This window comes from Streptomyces sp. Isolate_45 (assembly GCF_024721315.2).
GTDB lineage: Bacteria > Actinomycetota > Actinomycetes > Streptomycetales > Streptomycetaceae > Streptomyces.
Genome location: NZ_JANFAK020000093.1, coordinates 18236 through 34335, shown reverse-complemented (window position 1 = coordinate 34335; position 16100 = coordinate 18236). Strand labels below are relative to the sequence as shown.

The 16100-nt window shown below is 73.6% G+C and carries 16 protein-coding genes and 1 tRNA gene; 12 read left to right on the top strand and 5 right to left on the bottom strand.

Annotated elements, in window-relative coordinates:
* The 10 genes from NOD94_RS26525 to NOD94_RS26480 all read left to right on the top strand — a co-directional run.
* A partial coding sequence (locus tag NOD94_RS26525; RefSeq protein ID WP_281208628.1) for a M23 family metallopeptidase occupies positions 1-879 on the top strand: 879 nt, incomplete at its 5' end.
* Between the two features lie 162 nt (positions 880-1041).
* Entirely contained in the window at positions 1042-1827 is a 786-nt protein-coding gene (locus tag NOD94_RS26520) for an SGNH/GDSL hydrolase family protein (protein ID WP_281208627.1), read from the top strand.
* Positions 1828-1966: 139 nt separating this feature from the next.
* Positions 1967-3220, top strand: a complete 1254-nt coding sequence (locus NOD94_RS26515; RefSeq protein WP_281208626.1) for an MBL fold metallo-hydrolase — start codon at positions 1967-1969, stop codon at positions 3218-3220.
* A 233-nt stretch (positions 3221-3453) separates the two neighbouring features.
* Positions 3454-4134 carry an HAD family hydrolase gene (locus NOD94_RS26510; RefSeq protein WP_281208625.1) on the top strand — a complete coding sequence of 227 codons (681 nt, stop codon included), beginning with the start codon at positions 3454-3456 and terminating at the stop codon, positions 4132-4134.
* Between the two features lie 252 nt (positions 4135-4386).
* Positions 4387-6087: an ATP-binding protein gene (locus tag NOD94_RS26505; RefSeq protein ID WP_281208624.1), complete on the top strand. Its 1701-nt coding sequence runs from the start codon at positions 4387-4389 to the stop codon at positions 6085-6087.
* Positions 6088-6134: 47 nt separating this feature from the next.
* The gene (locus tag NOD94_RS26500) at positions 6135-6566 is read left to right on the top strand and encodes a roadblock/LC7 domain-containing protein (RefSeq protein WP_281208631.1); all 432 of its coding nucleotides are present in this window, start codon (positions 6135-6137) and stop codon (positions 6564-6566) included.
* A complete protein-coding gene (locus tag NOD94_RS26495) occupies positions 6563-6985 on the top strand; it encodes a DUF742 domain-containing protein (protein ID WP_281208623.1) in 423 nt (140 codons plus the stop codon). Before NOD94_RS26500 ends, NOD94_RS26495 begins: the two co-directional genes overlap by 4 nt.
* Positions 6963-7643, top strand: a complete 681-nt coding sequence (locus tag NOD94_RS26490) for an ATP/GTP-binding protein (RefSeq protein ID WP_281208622.1) — start codon at positions 6963-6965, stop codon at positions 7641-7643. Before NOD94_RS26495 ends, NOD94_RS26490 begins: the two co-directional genes overlap by 23 nt.
* A gap of 20 nt (positions 7644-7663) precedes the next feature.
* A complete protein-coding gene (locus tag NOD94_RS26485) occupies positions 7664-8209 on the top strand; it encodes a GAF domain-containing protein (protein ID WP_281208621.1) in 546 nt (181 codons plus the stop codon).
* Between the two features lie 123 nt (positions 8210-8332).
* Positions 8333-8689, top strand: coding sequence for an MmcQ/YjbR family DNA-binding protein (locus NOD94_RS26480; protein WP_281208620.1), 357 nt, complete (start codon positions 8333-8335; stop codon positions 8687-8689).
* Positions 8690-8710: 21 nt separating this feature from the next.
* On the opposite strand, the gene NOD94_RS26475 is transcribed toward NOD94_RS26480, so the two are convergent.
* Both NOD94_RS26475 and NOD94_RS26470 read right to left on the bottom strand, forming a co-directional pair.
* Positions 8711-9607, bottom strand: coding sequence for a transketolase C-terminal domain-containing protein (locus NOD94_RS26475; protein WP_281208619.1), 897 nt, complete (start codon positions 9605-9607; stop codon positions 8711-8713).
* Between the two features lie 13 nt (positions 9608-9620).
* Positions 9621-10322, bottom strand: coding sequence for a transketolase (locus tag NOD94_RS26470; protein WP_281208618.1), 702 nt, complete (start codon positions 10320-10322; stop codon positions 9621-9623).
* 158 nt (positions 10323-10480) lie between these two features.
* On the opposite strand from NOD94_RS26470, the gene NOD94_RS26465 reads away from it, so the two are divergent.
* Together NOD94_RS26465 and NOD94_RS26460 are read left to right on the top strand one after the other, a co-directional pair.
* Positions 10481-10554: transfer RNA gene (locus tag NOD94_RS26465), tRNA-Pro, on the top strand.
* A 185-nt stretch (positions 10555-10739) separates the two neighbouring features.
* Entirely contained in the window at positions 10740-12101 is a 1362-nt protein-coding gene (locus NOD94_RS26460) for a DNA cytosine methyltransferase (protein ID WP_281208617.1), read from the top strand.
* Here the strand turns inward: NOD94_RS26460 and NOD94_RS26455 are convergent.
* From NOD94_RS26455 to NOD94_RS26445, 3 genes are read right to left on the bottom strand one after another with little or no spacing between them, the layout of a single operon-like run.
* Positions 12038-12928 (bottom strand): DUF6339 family protein, encoded by an 891-nt coding sequence (locus tag NOD94_RS26455; protein WP_281208616.1) that lies wholly within the window; start codon positions 12926-12928, stop codon positions 12038-12040. The two genes, NOD94_RS26460 and NOD94_RS26455, sit on opposite strands and share 64 nt — an antisense overlap.
* Positions 12925-13929, bottom strand: a complete 1005-nt coding sequence (locus NOD94_RS26450) for a hypothetical protein (protein WP_281208615.1) — start codon at positions 13927-13929, stop codon at positions 12925-12927. The genes NOD94_RS26455 and NOD94_RS26450 overlap by 4 nt, the downstream gene beginning before the upstream one ends.
* On the bottom strand, positions 13926-16073 hold the full coding sequence (locus NOD94_RS26445; protein WP_281208614.1) for a helix-turn-helix transcriptional regulator: 2148 nt from the start codon (positions 16071-16073) through the stop codon (positions 13926-13928). The genes NOD94_RS26450 and NOD94_RS26445 overlap by 4 nt, the downstream gene beginning before the upstream one ends.
* Between the last annotated feature and the right edge of the window lie 27 nt (positions 16074-16100).

The following is a 16100-nucleotide window of genomic DNA, read 5'->3' as shown; positions in this document are numbered from 1 at the left end:
CCGCAGGCCCCGGCTGCGCCCCGGGCCGCCGCCGTCACGCCCACCGCGACGCCCACCGCGCCCGCCTCCGTCTACACGGTCGTGGCCGGCGACTACCTCTCCAAGATCGCCGCCGAGCGAAACCTCACCGGCGGCTGGGAGCGGCTCTACGCCGACAACCGCGACGCCGTCGGGAGCGACCCCTCCCTCATCCACCCGGGTCTGCGGCTGACCCTCGGCGCCCCGGGCTCGGCAGCCGCCGAGCCGGCCCCCGCCAAGAAGCAGCCGGCGCCCACCGCTTCCACCCCGGACTCCGCCTCCGAGTCGGACTCCGGCGCCCGCTCCGACCGCTCCGAGCGGTCCTCCAGCCGGCCTGCGGCGTCCGGCGAGCGTTCCTCCGCCCCGACTGCGGTGCCCAAGAAGGCCGCCCCCGCCCAGAAGCCCGCCGGGTCCGGCCAGGCCGTGCCCTCCACCCCGTCGAGCCCCTCGAAGGCCGGCGGCTTCGTGGCCCCGGTCGCCGGTGGCGTCTCCACCGCCTACCGCATGGGCGGCAGCATGTGGTCCTCCGGTTACCACACCGGCGTCGACTTCATGGCGAGCACCGGAACCACCGTCAAGGCCGTCGGTGCGGGCACCGTGGTCTCCGCCGGATGGGGCGGCTCGTACGGCAACGAGGTCGTCATCAAGCACGCCGACGGCAAGTACTCCCAGTACGCGCACCTCTCCTCGCTGTCCGTCGCGGCCGGCCAGAGCGTCACCGGCGGCCAGCGCGTGGGCCTCTCCGGCGCCACCGGGAACGTGACCGGCCCGCACCTCCACTTCGAGATCCGCACGGGCCCGTCCTACGGCTCGGACATCGACCCGCTGGCCTACCTCCGCTCCAAGGGCGCCAGCCTCTGACGGCACCCGCCGTCGGACACGGACACGCGTGAGGCCGGGACCCGAGGGGGGTCCCGGCCTCACGTGTACTTATTCCTTATCCCCCGCGTGGTACAGATCACGGTCCGTCAACCCCTCATTACGTTGGCGTAGGTTGGTTGCGACGGTGAAGGATGTGTTCCCGTGGCAGCGACGACGACGACACTCAAGACCATCGGCTCGTACGCGGCGATCGGGGACAGCTTCACCGAAGGCGTGGGAGACCCGGGACCCGGGGATTCCTATCTCGGCTGGGCGGACCGCCTCGCCGTGCTCCTCGCCGATCAGCGCGACGAACATGACTTCCGGTACGCGAATCTGGCCGTGCGGGGGAAGCTCCTCGACCAGATCGTGGCCGAACAGGTTCCGAGGGCCCGGGCCCTCGCACCGGACCTGGTGACCTTCTGCGCGGGCGGGAACGACATCATCCGGCCCGGCAGCGACCCGGACGACGTGGCGGAACGCTTCGAGCGGGCCGTGGCCGACCTCACGGGGGCCGTGGGCCTCGTCATGATCACCACCGGCTTCGACACGCGGGGCGTACCGGTCCTGAGGCACCTCCGGGGCAAGGTCGCCACGTACAGCGCGCACGTCCGCTCCATCGCCGACCGGTACGACTGCCCGGTGCTCGACCTCTGGTCGCTGCGCTCGGTGCAGGACCGGCGGGCCTGGGACGGCGACCGGCTGCACCTCTCGCCCGAGGGCCACACCCGCGTCGCGCTCCGCGCCGCGCAGGTGCTGGGCTACGGGATCCCGGCGGACCCCGACCAGCCGTGGCCGCCGACGCCGCCGCGCGGGTCGGTGGACGTGACCCGCGACAACATCCAGTGGGCCCGCGAGCACCTCGTGCCGTGGATCGGACGCCGGCTGCGGGGCGAGTCCTCCGGCGACCACGTCGCCGCCAAGCGCCCCGACCTGCTGCCCCTGTAGGGCGCCCCGGGAGCAGGACGCGCCCCGGTTCCGCCCGGCGGGTTCCCGCCGGGCGGAATCCTCGCGGGCCGGTACGCGTTGGGATGGTCGTGCATGTACTAGCGTGCCACCTCGAACCGCACCCTCTTGAGGAGGCGCCTTGACCGGCTCCCTTCCCCTGCGTCCCAGGCTGCGCGCCCTGCGCTCCGAAGCCTTCGGGGCGGACCCCTCCGGCGCGCGGCTGGAGCGGATCCGACGCTCGCCGAACTTCGCGGACGGCGTCTTCCAGAACCCGGTGAAGGGCAGGACCAGGCCCTCCGGGTCGATGGCCGAGTTCGCCCGGGTCTACTTCCACAAGGAGCAGCGGGTCCGCCGCAGCCCCGCCGCGCCGATCCCGGTCCATCCGACCACCCTGGCCGACCTGGCGAAACCGCCGGTCAGTGGCCTGCGGGTGACGTGGATGGGCCATTCCAGCGTGCTCGTGGAGATCGACGGGCGCCGGGTCCTCTTCGACCCCGTCTGGGGAGAGCGTTGCTCTCCCTACCCCTTCGCCGGGCCCAAGCGCCTGCACCCGGTGCCGGTGCCGCTGGCCTCCTTGGGCGAGGTCGACGTCGTCGTGATCTCCCACGACCACTACGACCACCTCGACCTGCCGACGATCAAGGCGCTGGCGGGCACGAACACCGTCTTCGCCGTCCCGCTGGGCGTCGGCGCGCACCTGGAACGCTGGGGCGTCCCGGCCGGACGGCTGCGCGAGCTGGACTGGAACGAGGCCACCGAGGTCGCCGGCCTCACCCTCACGGCCACCCCGGCACAACACTTCTGTGGCCGCGGCCTGCGCAATCAGCAGTTCACCCTCTGGGCATCCTGGGTCGTCGCGGGCGAGGAGCACCGGGTGTTCCACAGCGGGGACACGGGCTACTTCCCCGGCTTCAAGGACATCGGCGCCGCTCACGGCCCCTTCGACGCGACGATGATCCAGATCGGCGCCTACTCGGAGTACTGGCCGAAGAACCACGAGGACCGCACCCCGGACCCCGGCCCGTGGCCCGACATCCACATGACCCCCGACGAGGGCATCCGTGCCCAGCTCGACCTCCAGGGCGGCACGGCGCACGGCGTGCTCCTGCCGATCCACTGGGGCACCTTCAACCTCGCCCCGCACCCGTGGTCCGACCCGGCCGAGCGCACCATGATCGCCGCCCGCAGCGTCGGCCAGGCCGTGGCCATGCCCAAGCCGGGCGAACCGTTCGAGCCCGCGGGCAAGATCCCCGGCGACCCGTGGTGGCGGCCCATCGCGGCCCCCGGATTCGCATGGGAGAGGTGGGTGAACTACCGGGACGAGCCCGACAGGACCGGCGGCGACAAGGCGGTCGAACCCGACGCGGGGCTCGATCTGGTGGGGGAGGCGTGACCGGCCGGCGGGCCTGACCGACCTGGTCGCGGCGAAGTGACGGACCGCTCCCGGGCGGGGCGGCCCGAGTGCGAGGACGACCGGAAGCCCCGGGGCGGGCTGCCGTTCCCGGCCGCCCCGGCCCGTCCGGGTGCCGCCGAAGCCCCCGAGGGCCCGGGGCCCGAGGAGTGCGGAGGGGGACCGCGGGTAGGCGCACCTCACGTCCGGCCCCGACGGGACCCCAGGAGGTGCGCATGAACCGGGCCGCCCTGTTCGATGTCGACGGAACCCTCGCCGACACCAACCACCTGCACGTCATCTGCTGGTGGGAGGCCCTGCGGCAGGCGGGACACGACGTGCCGACGCACGACATCCACCGGGCGGTCGGCCTGCCGGGTGAGGATCTGCTCGCGCACCTGCTGGGCGAGGGCCGCGACCCGAAGGACGACGAGGCGCTCAGCGCCGCCCACGCCACCCTCTACGCGACCTACTTCGACCGGCTCCCCGCCCTGGACTCCGCCGCGCGGCTGCTGCGCGAGCTCGACCGCCGGGGCTGGCGGGTCGTGCTGGTGACCTCGGCGAAGGACGCCGAACTGGACGCGCTCAGGCGGGCCGTGGCCGCCGACGACGCCATCACCGCGACGGCGAGTTCCGACGACGTGAGCGAGGGCAAACCCGCACCCGAGCCGGTGCGGCACGCCCTCGCCCTCGCCGAGGCATCCGCCCGGGACTCCGTGTTCGTCGGGGACACCGTCTGGGACATGGAGGCCGGTGCGCGGGCCGGCGTCACCTGTGTGGGCCTGCTGTGCGGCGGCATCCCGCGCGCCGATCTGGAGGAGGCGGGCGCCCGCGCCGTCTTCCGCGACCCCGCGCACCTGCTGGCACACCTCGACACGAGCCCGTTCGCCGACACCCCCGGGCAGGCCCCGGACTGAGCCGAGCCGCCGGGCAGGGGGCGTACGGGGCCGGCGGGGCCCGCGGTGCGCGCCCCCCAGGATATGGGCGTACGCGCTCCCGGCGCATTCGGGCTGTCGTACGAGCGCTCCATCGGGAGCGGGAAGCACCCGGGCGAAGTTCCCCAACTCGGCGTCCGGGGTGGGAGCGTGCGGTCTAGCGTGGGTATCCGGTGATCAACACCGGGCCCCGGGAACCGACTGGGGGCCGGGCCCCACGTACCGAGGACGCCGATGTCCGGACTCCGCGCCGCCCGCCACTCCCCGTCGAGACACGCTGCCGGCCCCCGCCGGCAGACACGCCCCCAGCTGATCCGCGCCGCCGTGCTGCCCACCCTCGCCGCCGCGCTCAGCGGCGCCGCGGCGGTGCTCTTCACGCTCCAGCTCGGCGGTGGCGCCGGTGACCGGGACGCCCGGCTGTGGCCGGTGCTCGCGGGCTGCGCCCTGCTAGTCGTCGGAGCCCTGGCCGCCGCGCTGCTCGGGGCCCAGCGCGCCGCCAAGGGCGTACGGGACCGCTGCGAGGCGCTGCGGCGGTCCAGTGTGCGCGGCCGCCAGGAGCTGCGTACGGACGCCGAACGCCTCGAACGCGGCGAGACCCCGCCCCGTCCCGTACGCGGAAGCCCGAGCGGGCCGCCGGCCGCGCCGGATCCGGCCGGCGTCGACGAGTTCTGGCTGCTGGCCCAGGAGCTGCGCGGCGCCCGGGAACAGGCCCGGACCACCCTCGTACGGCTCGCCACGCCGGCCGCGCCGACCGACAGCGACCGCAAGGTCGAGGTCTTCGTCAACCTCGCGCGCCGGCTCCAGTCGCTCGTGCACCGCGAGATCTCCCTGCTCGACGGCCTGGAGGACACCGTCGAGGACCCGGACCTGCTGAGGGAGCTCTTCCACGTCGACCACCTCGCCACCCGGATCCGCCGGCACGCCGAGAACCTCGCCGTACTCGGCGGGGCCGCCTCCCGGCGGCAGTGGACCCGGCCGATCGACCTGAGCGAGGTGCTGCGCTCCTCCGTCGCGGAGGTCGAGCAGTACACCCGGGTCAAGGTGGTGCCCCCGGCGGGCGGCACCGTCCGCGGCCACGCCGTCGCCGACGTGGTGCACCTGCTGGCCGAACTCGTCGAGAACGCCACGGTGTTCTCCGCCCCCGACACCGACGTGGTCGTCCGGGCCGAGCGGGTCACCTCCGGCATCGCGGTCGAGGTCGAGGACCGCGGACTGGGGATGCCCGCCGAGGAGCAGCACCGGATGAACGCCCTGCTGGGCGACCCCGACCAGGTCAGCGTCCGGCACCTGCTGGCCGACGGACGGATCGGCCTGTTCGTGGTCTCGGCGCTGGCCCGGCGGCACGGCATCGCCGTGGAGCTCAAGTCCAACATCTACGGCGGGGTGCTCGCCGTGCTCGTGCTGCCCCAGGGCCTGCTGGGCGCGGAGGCGCCGAGCGCCGCCGACCTCGCGGCCGGATCACGGGCCACCTCGTGGGGCACCGGCGCGGGGGGCGTCCCGCCGTTGGAGCCCGTACGGGTCACCGCGCCGGGCGCCTGGCGGACGGAACGCGGGTCCGACGCCGGCGAGCGCCCCCGGACGCCGGCGCAGCGGGTGCCCGGGGCGGGGCCGGGGCACGGACAGCACGTCCAGGACCGTTCCGACCATCTCGTCGGGACCCCGGCACCGACGCCCGGGGCGCCGTTCCCCGGCGCGGCGCCCGAGGCCGCGCCGCCCGTACCCGCCGCGCCCGTACCCGCCGCCCGCGCGGACACCGACCGGCCGTCCCTGCCCCGGCGCCGCGCCCAGCAGCACCTGGTACCGGAACTGCGCGAAGCCCCCGCCCCCCGGCCGGAGGCGCGCACGCAGCAGCCCCTGCACGACCCGGGCCTGATGGCCGCCTTCCAACGGGGCTTCGGCCTCGCACAGTCGGAGCCCGCGGAGCGGCAGGCATGAGCCACGCCCCGCCCGGAACCCCCACCCTCAGCAAGGAGCGCACCCCCATGGTCGGCGAAGCGGCGACGAGGACGAGCAACCTGTCGGACCTCGACTGGCTGCTCGGCGGCCTGGTGCAGCGGGTCCCGTACACGCGCAGCGCGGTACTGCTCACCGCGGACGGGCTGGCCACCTGCGTGCACGGCCTCGACGCCGACAGCGCCGACCACATGGCCGCGTTGGCCTCCGGCCTGTACTCGTTGGGCCGCAGCGCCGGATCCCATTTCGCGCAGGGCGCGGAGGTCCGGCAGGTGGTGGTCGAGCTCGACACGGCGCTGATCTTCGTCTCGGCCGCCGGCTCCGGCACCTGCCTCGCCGTCCTCGCGGACCGCGAGGCCGACGCCGGCGTACTCGGCTACGAGATGGCGATGCTGGTCAAGAGCGTACGACCGTACCTGTCCGCCCCGCCGCGCCGGCCCGTCGCCGAGACGGAGCGATGAGGGCCTGCGCGAGGGGGGCGCACGGGGCCGGGACGCAGCAGGACGCACCTTGGCTGGACGATTCCGCGGGCCGGGTGACCCGCCCGTACACGGCGAGCGGAGGCCGCACCCGGCCGGCCGTGGCGCTCGACCTGCTGTCCCTGGTCGCCGCGACGGGGGTGCGGCCGAGGGCCCCGCTCGGGCCCGAACACGCCCTCGCGCTGCGGATCTGCGCGGACGCGGCGGCCGTGACGGTCGCCGAGGTGGCCGGGCAACTGGGGCTCCCGGCCGTGGTGGTGAAGGTGCTGCTGTCGGACCTGATGGAACACGGGGCCGTCAGCACGAGGGCGCCCCGCTTCCCGGGTGCGGACCCCTCGTTCGCGGCCGACGACCAGACCTTGCTGAGGGCGGTGCTCGATGGCTTGCGCAGACGACTGTGACACCGGGGACCGGCCCCGCCCCGCGACCTTGAAGATCCTGATCGCGGGCGGGTTCGGGGCGGGCAGGACCACCTTCGTGGGCGCGGTCAGCGAGATCGAACCCCTGCGCACCGAGGAGCTGCTGAGCGGACTCGGGGAGGCGGCCGATCCGCCGGCGGGACCGGCGGGACCGGTGGGGAAGACGTCGACGACGGTCGCCCTCGACTTCGGACGGATCACCCTGGACGACCGCCACGTCCTCCACCCCTTCGGCACGCCCGGACAGCAGCGGTTCTGGTTCCTGTGGGAGGAACTGTGCGCGGGAGCCCTCGGCACGGTCGTGATCGCCGACACACGCCGGCTCGCGGACCGCTTCCCCGCCGTGGACCTCTTCGAGAAGCGCGGGATCCGCTTCGTCGTCGCGGTCAACGAGTTCGACGGCGCCCACCGCCACACGGTGGGGGAACTCGGCGAAGCGCTGGGGATCGCCCCGGAGGTGCCGGTCGTCCGGTGCGACGCGCGGTTGGCCGGCTCGGCCACCGCCGTGCCGGCCACGCCGGTCCACCACCTGTTGACCACGGCGGGGACGGGCGGGCGGGAGCCCGCACCGGCCCCGCCCCGGACCGCCGACCGGGCCGCCGCGCACGCGCCCCCGGAGGCCGTCACCACCCACACATGACCGGACCCGGGGGAACCGCCATGACGTACTACGAATCGACCGGCCACCTGCTGCTCACCCCGGTGGACCGGGAGGCGCCGGCGCGGGCCGTCCGGCTGTTGGAGATGGGCCTGGGACAACGGGCCGACACGGAGCTCGACGCCTTCGCCCGGCACGTCGCGCAGACCCTGGAGGCCCCCCACGCCGGGGTCAACTTCGTCGGGGAGGAACGGCAGTTCTTCGCCGGACTGCACCACGACCCGGACGTCCCCGCGGGCGGCTACCCGGCGCGGGTGCTCACCCGCGACCACGGCTGGTGCCCGCACGTGGTGGTGCGGCGCAGGGCGCTGGTCCTGGAGGACGTACGGGACTTCGCGCGCTTCGCGGGCAACGCCGTCGTCGACGGGAGCGGGGTGCGGTCCTACCTGGGCGCACCCCTCACCGACCGGCGGGGCATCGTGCTCGGAACGGTCTGCGCGGTGGACCTGGTGCCGCGCCGGTGGGGGACCGAGGGCCTGGCCACGGTGAAGGCCCTGGCCGCGGAGCTGCTGGAACTGCTGCACGCCCGGGAGGACGGCCGGCCCTGACGCGCGTCGACGGCGATCGTCGGTGCCGGCCTCCGCCGTCGGGAACCAGGACCACCGATGGCCGGAGGGCGAGCGGGGGATGATCGAGGGAAACAGCGGGATCGAGGGAAAGGGGTCACCGGTATGGCCACGACGGCGCACGACGTCAGGACGATCGCGTTGTCGCTGCCCGAGAGCAGCGAGAAGCTCGCCTGGGGCATGCCGACCTTCCGGGTGGGCGGCAAGGTCTTCGCCTCCCTCGCGGACGACGACACCTCGATCGGGGTGAAGTGCCCCAAGGAGGACCGGGCCGAGCTGATCGCCGCCGAGCCGGAGAAGTTCTTCCTCCGCGAGGGTCACGACGACAACTACGCGTGGCTGCGGGTCCGGCTCGCCGCCGTGGCGGACGCCGGGGAGCTGCGCGGGATCCTGACCGACTCCTGGCGGCAGGCGGCCCCGAAGAGACTCGCCGCCGCCCACCCGGAGCTGGGCGGCGGCTGACGGGGCCCGACCCCCGGGCGGTCAGCGGAGGAAGTCGGTGATCCGCCGCCGCAGCGAGCCGGCGTCCAGCCCGTGCGCGGCGACGTGCTCGTCCATCGTCCCGTACCGGCGGAGCTCGGCACGCCCGACCCCGAGCGGGAGGACCCGGTGCGGGACGTCCAGGAGGGCGGCCCCGGCCGCCGTCGCGGAGGTGCCCGCCAGGTACGGCTCGACCAGCACCACGTCCGCCCCGGCACGCCCCACGGCGGCGCGCAGGGCCGCGTCGTCGAAGGGCCGGACCGTGGCGGCGTACAGGACGGTGACGTCCAGCCCCTCGGTCGCGGCGAGGACGTTGTCGAGGAGGGGTCCGACGGCGACGACCACCCCGGCACGTCCCTCCCGTACGGCCCGCCAGCGCAGGCCGTCCAGCGGGCGGGGGGAACTGTTCGACTGTTGCGACAGTCGGACGTACACCTTGTCGTCCCCGGCGGCGCCCGCGTGCCTCAGCAGCGCCTCGGCCTCGTCCGGATGCCCCGGCACGTGCACGGTCCAGCCGTCGAGGGTGTCCAGCAGGGCCACGTCCCCCGGTGCCATGTGGGTGAACCCGCCGGCCGGCCAGTCGTAGCTGCCGGCGGAGCTGACCAGTACGCCGCCCGTGCCCTGGTGGCCGAAGTCCAGCTTGATCTGCTCGAAGGGCCGCTCCACGAGGAAACTGGCGAAGGTGTGCACGACCGGCCGCAGCCCCGTCAGGGCCAGCCCTCCGCCCACCCCGATCAACAACTGCTCCCTGATCCCGACGTTGATCACCCGGTCGGGATGCCGCTGCTGGGCCGGACGGAATCCGTCCATGGTGATCTCGGCGAGCACGAGCGCGAGCCGGGGGTCCTCCTCCAGCAACCGCGACGTGACCGAGATGAACCGTTCCCGCATGGTGTCCATGACGTCCCCTCCCTCAGAACTTCTTCTCGACGCGGGCGACGACGGCGTGCGGCCGGCCCGGATGCGGTGCGGTGAAGGCGGCGTGCAGCGCCGCGTGGTCCCGTCCGTCGACGGTCACCGCCGACCAGCCCGCCGCCTCGAAGCGGGAGGCGATCCCGCCTGGCCAGCCGTGGGTCGCCGAATCGTTGTCGATCACCACCGTGTGCAGCCGCTCAAGGCCCGCCGAGCCGGCGTACGCGATGGCCTCGTGATTGCTGCCCTCGTCGAGCTCGGCGTCGCCGATCAGCACCCACACGGCCGGGTCGTCCAGCCCCTGCGCCCGCAGCCCGAGCGCGCTCCCCACGGCCAGGGGCAGCCCGTGCCCCAGCGAGCCGCTGCCGATCTCCACACCGGGGACCAGGGTCCGGTCCGGATGGTGGCCCAGCGGGGAGTCGTACGACCCGAAACCGCTCAGCCGATCGACGGGGAAGAACCCCTTGGCGGCGAGCACGGCGTAGTAGGCCATCGGCCCGTGCCCCTTGGAGAGGAGGAACCTGTCGCGCCCCGGCTCCTCGACGCGGTCGGGCCCGACGCGCAGCACCCGGTCGTAGAGCACCCACAGCACGTCGAGCGTCGAAGTGGCGGCGGGCCCGTGCTTCTCGGCCCCCGTCATGAGCGCGATGAGTGCGCCCAGGTCCTCATGGCGGAACCCCGGGTCCGCAGTTGCCTGTGTCATACAGGAACCGTGCAACCTCAACCGAACTTGAGGTCAAGCCCCGTGTCCGTCGAAGGTGTCGGATCCGGCCTCGTCGCAAAAGGCGCGCGAGCACCCCGTGAAGTGCGGTATTGTTCTCCTGCCAGTTCAACCAGGGGAAACCCCAGGTCAACGGGCATCGGGACGTGGCGCAGCTTGGTAGCGCACTTGACTGGGGGTCAAGGGGTCGCAGGTTCAAATCCTGTCGTCCCGACAGTGATGTCGGACATTTGCGAAATTCAGGGCCATCTTTCGATGGCCCTGACGCATTTCCGGGCCGGGCGGGGGCGAGTGGCGCGGCGGGGGAGCGGTTCGATCCCAAGTCGCCTTCGTGGGCGGTGCAGTGGTCCTCGTGACCACGTCGGTCGCACGGGTGGCCGCACGCTAAACTTTCGCCACATGACCAGCACGGACGCCGCCGCCAGATTCCTTGAGAATCCGTACATTCTGGACCTTTTCGCCGGTCCGGGTGGGCTCGACATAGCCGCGCACATGCTGGACGTGCCCTCGCTCGGCATCGAGTGGGACAAGGACGCCTGCGAGACGCGGTACAAGGCCGGGCTCCGGACCTGGCACGCGGACGTCAGCGCGGTGCGTCGGGAGAGGTTCGAGGACCTCCCCGAGGAGCTGAACGTGTTGGCCGGCGGTCCGCCGTGCCAGACCTACTCGGTGGCCGGCGGCGGCGCGGGGCGCAAGGCGCTGGACGAGGTCAAGCAGGTCATTCACGCGCTGGTGAGCGGCGTTCCCGAGGAGGAGATCGACGCCCAGCTGAAGGAGCTGGGCGGCGACCCCAGGACGGCTCTGGTCCTGGAGCCCCTCCGGTACGCGATCGCGGCCCTCGGCTCCCGCAACCGGGCGGGGCGACCGTTCGACGTGATCGTCCTGGAGCAGGTGCCGGCGGTCAAGGCCCTGTGGGACGTCTACCGGGAAGCCCTGGAAGCGGGCCTGCCCCACCCGGACGGGACGAAGGTCCTGTACAAGGTCGCCAAGGTCGAGACCCTGCCCACCGAGGCGTACGGCGTCCCGCAGACCCGCCGCCGCACGATCCTGATCGCGCGGCTCGAAGGGCACGGGACCCCTCCGCTTCCCCGCGCCACGCATCACACCTACAACCCGCACAAGCCGCTGCGGGGCGGCCCCGACGACGGGACGGCAGCGGCCCCGGACGGCCGGGACCAACTGCCGGCGGCGGGGATCGAGGGCGGCCGGCCGCTGCGTCCATGGGTCTCGATGGGCGAGGTCCTCAAGGACGACGACGGGCGCCCCGGGGGCCGGCGGGCACCCTTCGAGATCGTGTCGAACTACGGCAGCGGCGGCGACCCGAAGAAGCGCGGCATCCGCACGGACCGGCAGCCGTCGTTCACCGTGACGGGGAAGGTCTCCCGCAACGCCGTGCGGCACCCGGACGGCACCCCGCACACGCCGGACCGGCTGCGCATCTCCGAGGCCGGCATCCTCCAGACCTTCCCGCCCAACTACCCCTGGTCGGGCGGCGACAAGTCGCAGCAGGTCGGCAACGCGGTGCCGCCGCTCTTCGGCATGCACGTCCTCGCCGCCGCCCTGGCCCTGCCGCTCCCGCCGGAGGAAAGACTGCGGGAGGACTGGCCCGAGGCGGCCGCCGAGGACCGGGCGACCCTCCGCAAGGAGGGGTGCGGGTCCCCGGACGGCTGTGGCCCCAACTGCCCGAGGCCCGAAGGTCAGTCCTCGGCCGCGGCCGAGGCCGCCTCCGCCGGAGCGTCCGCGAAGAGGTCGGAGAAGTAGTCCACCAGGGTGCTCACGGAAAGCTCCGGCGCCGGCTCCTCGGCGGGGCCGGACGGGAGCTCGGTGCGTGAGACCTGGCGGGCGTCCTCCGCCTCGTCGATCCAGTCGAGGAGCGGGCGGGACTCCCGCTCGGCGTCGGGTGCGATCACGTCGTACATCAGGGTCGCGGCGGAGGCGTTGACGGCACCGACCAGGGCGTTGACCTCACGGCCGGTGGTGATCACGCCCTTCGCGACGAGCCGGACGATCGCCTGGGCGGTGGGCCGGTGGTTGACCACGGCCATCCGCAGGGCGGTGTTGAAGATGTCCTGGTTGCCGCAGGCCGTCACGACGGGGGCGTAGTCCCCGCCGTCACGGAAGAGCTCGGCCGCCCACCAGAGGCGGGCGAAGGCCTGCTTGTGGTACTGGCCGCGGAAGCGTTCCGTCGCCACCTTGGCGACCTTGCCGTCCTTGGGTTCCGCCAGGTGCCGCCAGACCGCGTAGTCGGGGGCGACGCCGAGGGCGAGGTAGTTCCAGAAGCCGGGGTCGGCCGCCTCCCGGCGGGTGATCCGCAGGGCGGCGTGCAGACGGGGTGCGAGCCACGCGTCGGCCTGGGTCGCCTTGAGCCCCTGGGCCCGGCAGTAGGCCATGGCGTCCTCGGCGAGATCCCGCACGGGGAGCAGCTCGCCGCGCCGGTCGGAGTGCGGCAGCGGCTCCGTGACCTGGTTGAGCTTGATGCTCGGTACGTCCTCACGGCCGGTGAGCAGGCCCTCGGTGAGGAACTCCGCGGCCTCGGCGTTGGGCAGCAGCGCGAGTCGCTCCGGGAAGAAGCTGGGCCGGTCGGTCATGCGTCGTCCCCCTGAGTGAGTCGTTCCAGGTCGCGGATGGTGGTGGAGAGCGTCCGCGGGAGGCCCGCCCGGCGCGAGGCGGCGAAGTGGATCCGCGCCTGGAGTTCCCCCCAACCGGTCGAGGAGACGCCCGTGCGGGCCGCGTGGACCTCGCGCAGGGCCTGTTCCGGGCTGCGGTCGGAGTACACGTCGGGCAGCATCTCCCGGAGCACCTCGCCCTGCCAGCCGTGCGGGAAGAGCGGGGTGTCGTCCTCCTCGACCTCCAACTCGCCGACCGCGGAATGGAAGACGGCGGTCCAGACGTCGGAGCACATCTGGGCGAGGAGGAGTTCCCGGACGGTCTTCTCCGCCCCGTTGCCGCCGTCCGCGCCGATCAGGTCGCCGAGCCCGTCGAAGTCCGTGTTGACGCGCACGAGGGGGATCCGCCCCGTCGTGTCGATGACCCAGGGGGAGTCCTTGTAGCGCTGGAGCCGGCCGGCCCCCGAGGCGAACCCGACCATCTTGACGTCCAGTTCGCGGGCGAGGGACGGCGCGGCCTCGATGACGTCGACGAACCATTCCGTGTCGGAGGTGGCGATCACCCGGCCGCGGACGCCGTCCACGGTGGCGACGACGTGGACGTCGAGCGAGGCTCGGTCCAGCAGGTCGCAGCGGTGCAGGTACAGCTCCGCGGTCCGCTCGCGGCCGTCGTCGGAGGCCGGGGAGAACTCCACGGCCGTGCGCGTGTTGGTGGCGCGCTCCGTGAGCACGGCGACGACCTTGACGTCCTGCCACGGCCCGCCGGGTTCCACGGCCTTGGCCGGGAGGCCGACGGAGAGACGGAGCCGGGCCCTGTCCCAGTCGGGGCGGTCCTCGTCGGGCCCCAGGGCCACGACGCGCTCGACGGCGGAGACGTACTTGCTCTCGATCTCCTCCCAGGGCTCGCCCTCGGACTTGATCGCGGCGCTGTCGACGCGCCAGGAGACGTTGCCGGTGAGCCGCCGGTAGGGGTAGACCTTCACGCCTGCTCCCCCTTTCCGGTGCGCAGTTCGACGATGAGCCCGGTGAGTTGGGCCCGGACCGGGTGGCGGGCCTCGTCGGTCACCCCCCGGAAGACGGCCTTGCGGACGCCGGGGGTCAGGCGCAGGGCACCGTCGACGACCTCGCAACCGCTGACGGCGACGAGTTCCTTCCAGTGCGCGCCGGGACGGGGGCCGGAGCGCACGTCGAACCTGGCGACCGGGGTGACGGGGCGGTCCGTGTCGACGCCCGCCGACACCCGGAGGTCGACGGTGACCGACCAGGCTCCGGTCTCGTCGACCAGCGCGTCCACGTTGTCCAGCTCGGGCAGGACGGCGGCCCCGGTGGGACGCGCCTTCTTCGCGGCGCCGCCGCCGACCTTGAGCCGCCCGGCGATCTTGGCCTCGCCGCCGCTGCGGCGCTTGGCCCGGGGCACGGCGACCAGCTCGCGCACCGAATTGTTGGCGGCCGCGGTCAGGGCGGTGATGCGACGGTGGGCGGAGGGCGAGTAGGCGAGGCGGAGTTCCTCGGTCTGGCCCCACTTGTTGTGCTCGGGCGGTTCGGAGGCGCGCAGGAACTCCTCGGCGTGCTCGGCGCCGGGGGCGTCCGGTCCCGCGGCGCGGCCGGTGAGGAGGACGGCCTGGAAGGCGTTGGTGCCGATCGGGACGTTGGTGACGGCGCTGTCCTTGACGGTCATGCGGTTGCCCCGCATGGATACCAGTCGGTTGGGTCGGCCGTCGGCGTCCTCGGCATGGGTGATCAGCAGCACGGCCTCGTGGGGCACGCCGCCGCGGACCTGGCCGCCGTGCAGGGGCACGTTCAGCGGGACGGTGGCGCGGGCCACCTGGCCGGGGGCGGTGAGGCGTTCGACGGTGTTGCCCTCCAGGAAGGCGCGCAGGGCGCGGGTGCGGGAGGGTTGGGTGACGACCGGGTCCACGCGCTCCTCGGCGATGACGACCTCGCCGTTGCGGCAGCTGCGGACGGAGGCCTCCAGGTGCGGCTTGTGGTCGCCGCTACCGGTCATCGCGGCCCAGAAGTTGCGGCCGAGGGCCTCGACGAGACGGGCGTGCATGCGGTGCAGGGAGTCGTCGTCCTCGGTGCTCTCCTCGTCGTCGGCGCCGCCGGTGACGGGGGCCAGGCTGGCGACGTCGTGGGCACCGACGATGAGGAAGGACGTGCCGGGCGCGGCGCTCTCCCGGGTGAGGTGGAGCTGCTCGACGGTCTCCTCGTCGGCCCACCACGAGCGCGCCACGTCGGCGGCCCTGGCGTCCGGGTCCGGACGCCCGAACCAGGCCGGGCCCGCGAACTCCTCGCCCTCGACCTGGCGCCAGGGAAGGTCGAGCCGGCCGATCACGCGGCGCTCGGTACGCCCCTCGTGCGGTTCGGAGAGGGTGGAGTTGATCAGTACGAGGCCGAGTCGACTGCTGGCCCAGAGGGTGGCCTTGCCCAGGCCGTACGAGCCGCCCGCTCCGGCGTCCTTCTTGTGACTGTCGAGCTGTCGGCGGACGACGGCGGCGAAGAGCCCGTTGTCGTAGTCGCCGCCGGTCAGGCCGGTGGCGTTGTAGTCGTCGACGCGGAGCAGCAACAGGCGGTCGTGCTGGTACATGTCACGCAGTCCGGCCGAGACCGTCCGGGAGACCTTGCCCTGCTTGACGCTGCCGTCGGTGAGCGCCTCGTAGTGGGGGAGCAGCGATTCCCAGTCGATGGCCTCGCGGAAGCGGGCGAGGGCCTCCCCGGTCAGCTCGTGCAGGGTGTAGCGGACACGAACGGGTTCGGCAGGGTCGAGGCGGGCGTCGAGGCTGTTCTGGGTGGCCTCGCGGGCCAGGACCGAGACGTCGGCCTCGAAGGCGAACGCCGCCGCGTTGCCGTACTCGCGGCCACCGTCGCGGTGACCGGGCCGGTGGTACCAGGAGACGGGCAACCCGGCCTGGGCGTCGGTGCTGCGGGTGTGGATGGTTTCCAGGTCGGTCCGCAGGATCTCGGCGATGCGCCGGATGGCGTCGTCGCGCGGGACGGAACGGCCGACGATCCAGGCCGAGACGGCGGCCCGGGTCATGCCCAGTTCCTCCGCCAGTTCGGTCTGGCTCTTCCTGGCGTTCTTGAGCTGGCGTGCCAGCCAGGGACCGAACTCCTCAGCCGCCCTCACGTGCCACCTGCTTCCACTTGATCCACT

What these genes read in the sequence shown, in the direction of transcription:
- NOD94_RS26510 (WP_281208625.1), top strand. Translation starts at nt 3,454, where the DNA reads ATGAACCGGGCCGCCCTGTTCGATGTCGACGGAACCCTCGCCGACACC.
- NOD94_RS26505 (WP_281208624.1), top strand. Translation starts at nt 4,387, where the DNA reads ATGTCCGGACTCCGCGCCGCCCGCCACTCCCCGTCGAGACACGCTGCC.
- NOD94_RS26500 (WP_281208631.1), top strand. Translation starts at nt 6,135, where the DNA reads ATGGTCGGCGAAGCGGCGACGAGGACGAGCAACCTGTCGGACCTCGAC.
- NOD94_RS26495 (WP_281208623.1), top strand. Translation starts at nt 6,563, where the DNA reads ATGAGGGCCTGCGCGAGGGGGGCGCACGGGGCCGGGACGCAGCAGGAC.
- NOD94_RS26490 (WP_281208622.1), top strand. Translation starts at nt 6,963, where the DNA reads ATGGCTTGCGCAGACGACTGTGACACCGGGGACCGGCCCCGCCCCGCG.
- NOD94_RS26485 (WP_281208621.1), top strand. Translation starts at nt 7,664, where the DNA reads ATGACGTACTACGAATCGACCGGCCACCTGCTGCTCACCCCGGTGGAC.
- NOD94_RS26480 (WP_281208620.1), top strand. Translation starts at nt 8,333, where the DNA reads ATGGCCACGACGGCGCACGACGTCAGGACGATCGCGTTGTCGCTGCCC.
- NOD94_RS26475 (WP_281208619.1), bottom strand. Translation starts at nt 9,607, where the DNA reads ATGGACACCATGCGGGAACGGTTCATCTCGGTCACGTCGCGGTTGCTG.
- NOD94_RS26470 (WP_281208618.1), bottom strand. Translation starts at nt 10,322, where the DNA reads ATGACACAGGCAACTGCGGACCCGGGGTTCCGCCATGAGGACCTGGGC.
- NOD94_RS26460 (WP_281208617.1), top strand. Translation starts at nt 10,740, where the DNA reads ATGACCAGCACGGACGCCGCCGCCAGATTCCTTGAGAATCCGTACATT.
- NOD94_RS26455 (WP_281208616.1), bottom strand. Translation starts at nt 12,928, where the DNA reads ATGACCGACCGGCCCAGCTTCTTCCCGGAGCGACTCGCGCTGCTGCCC.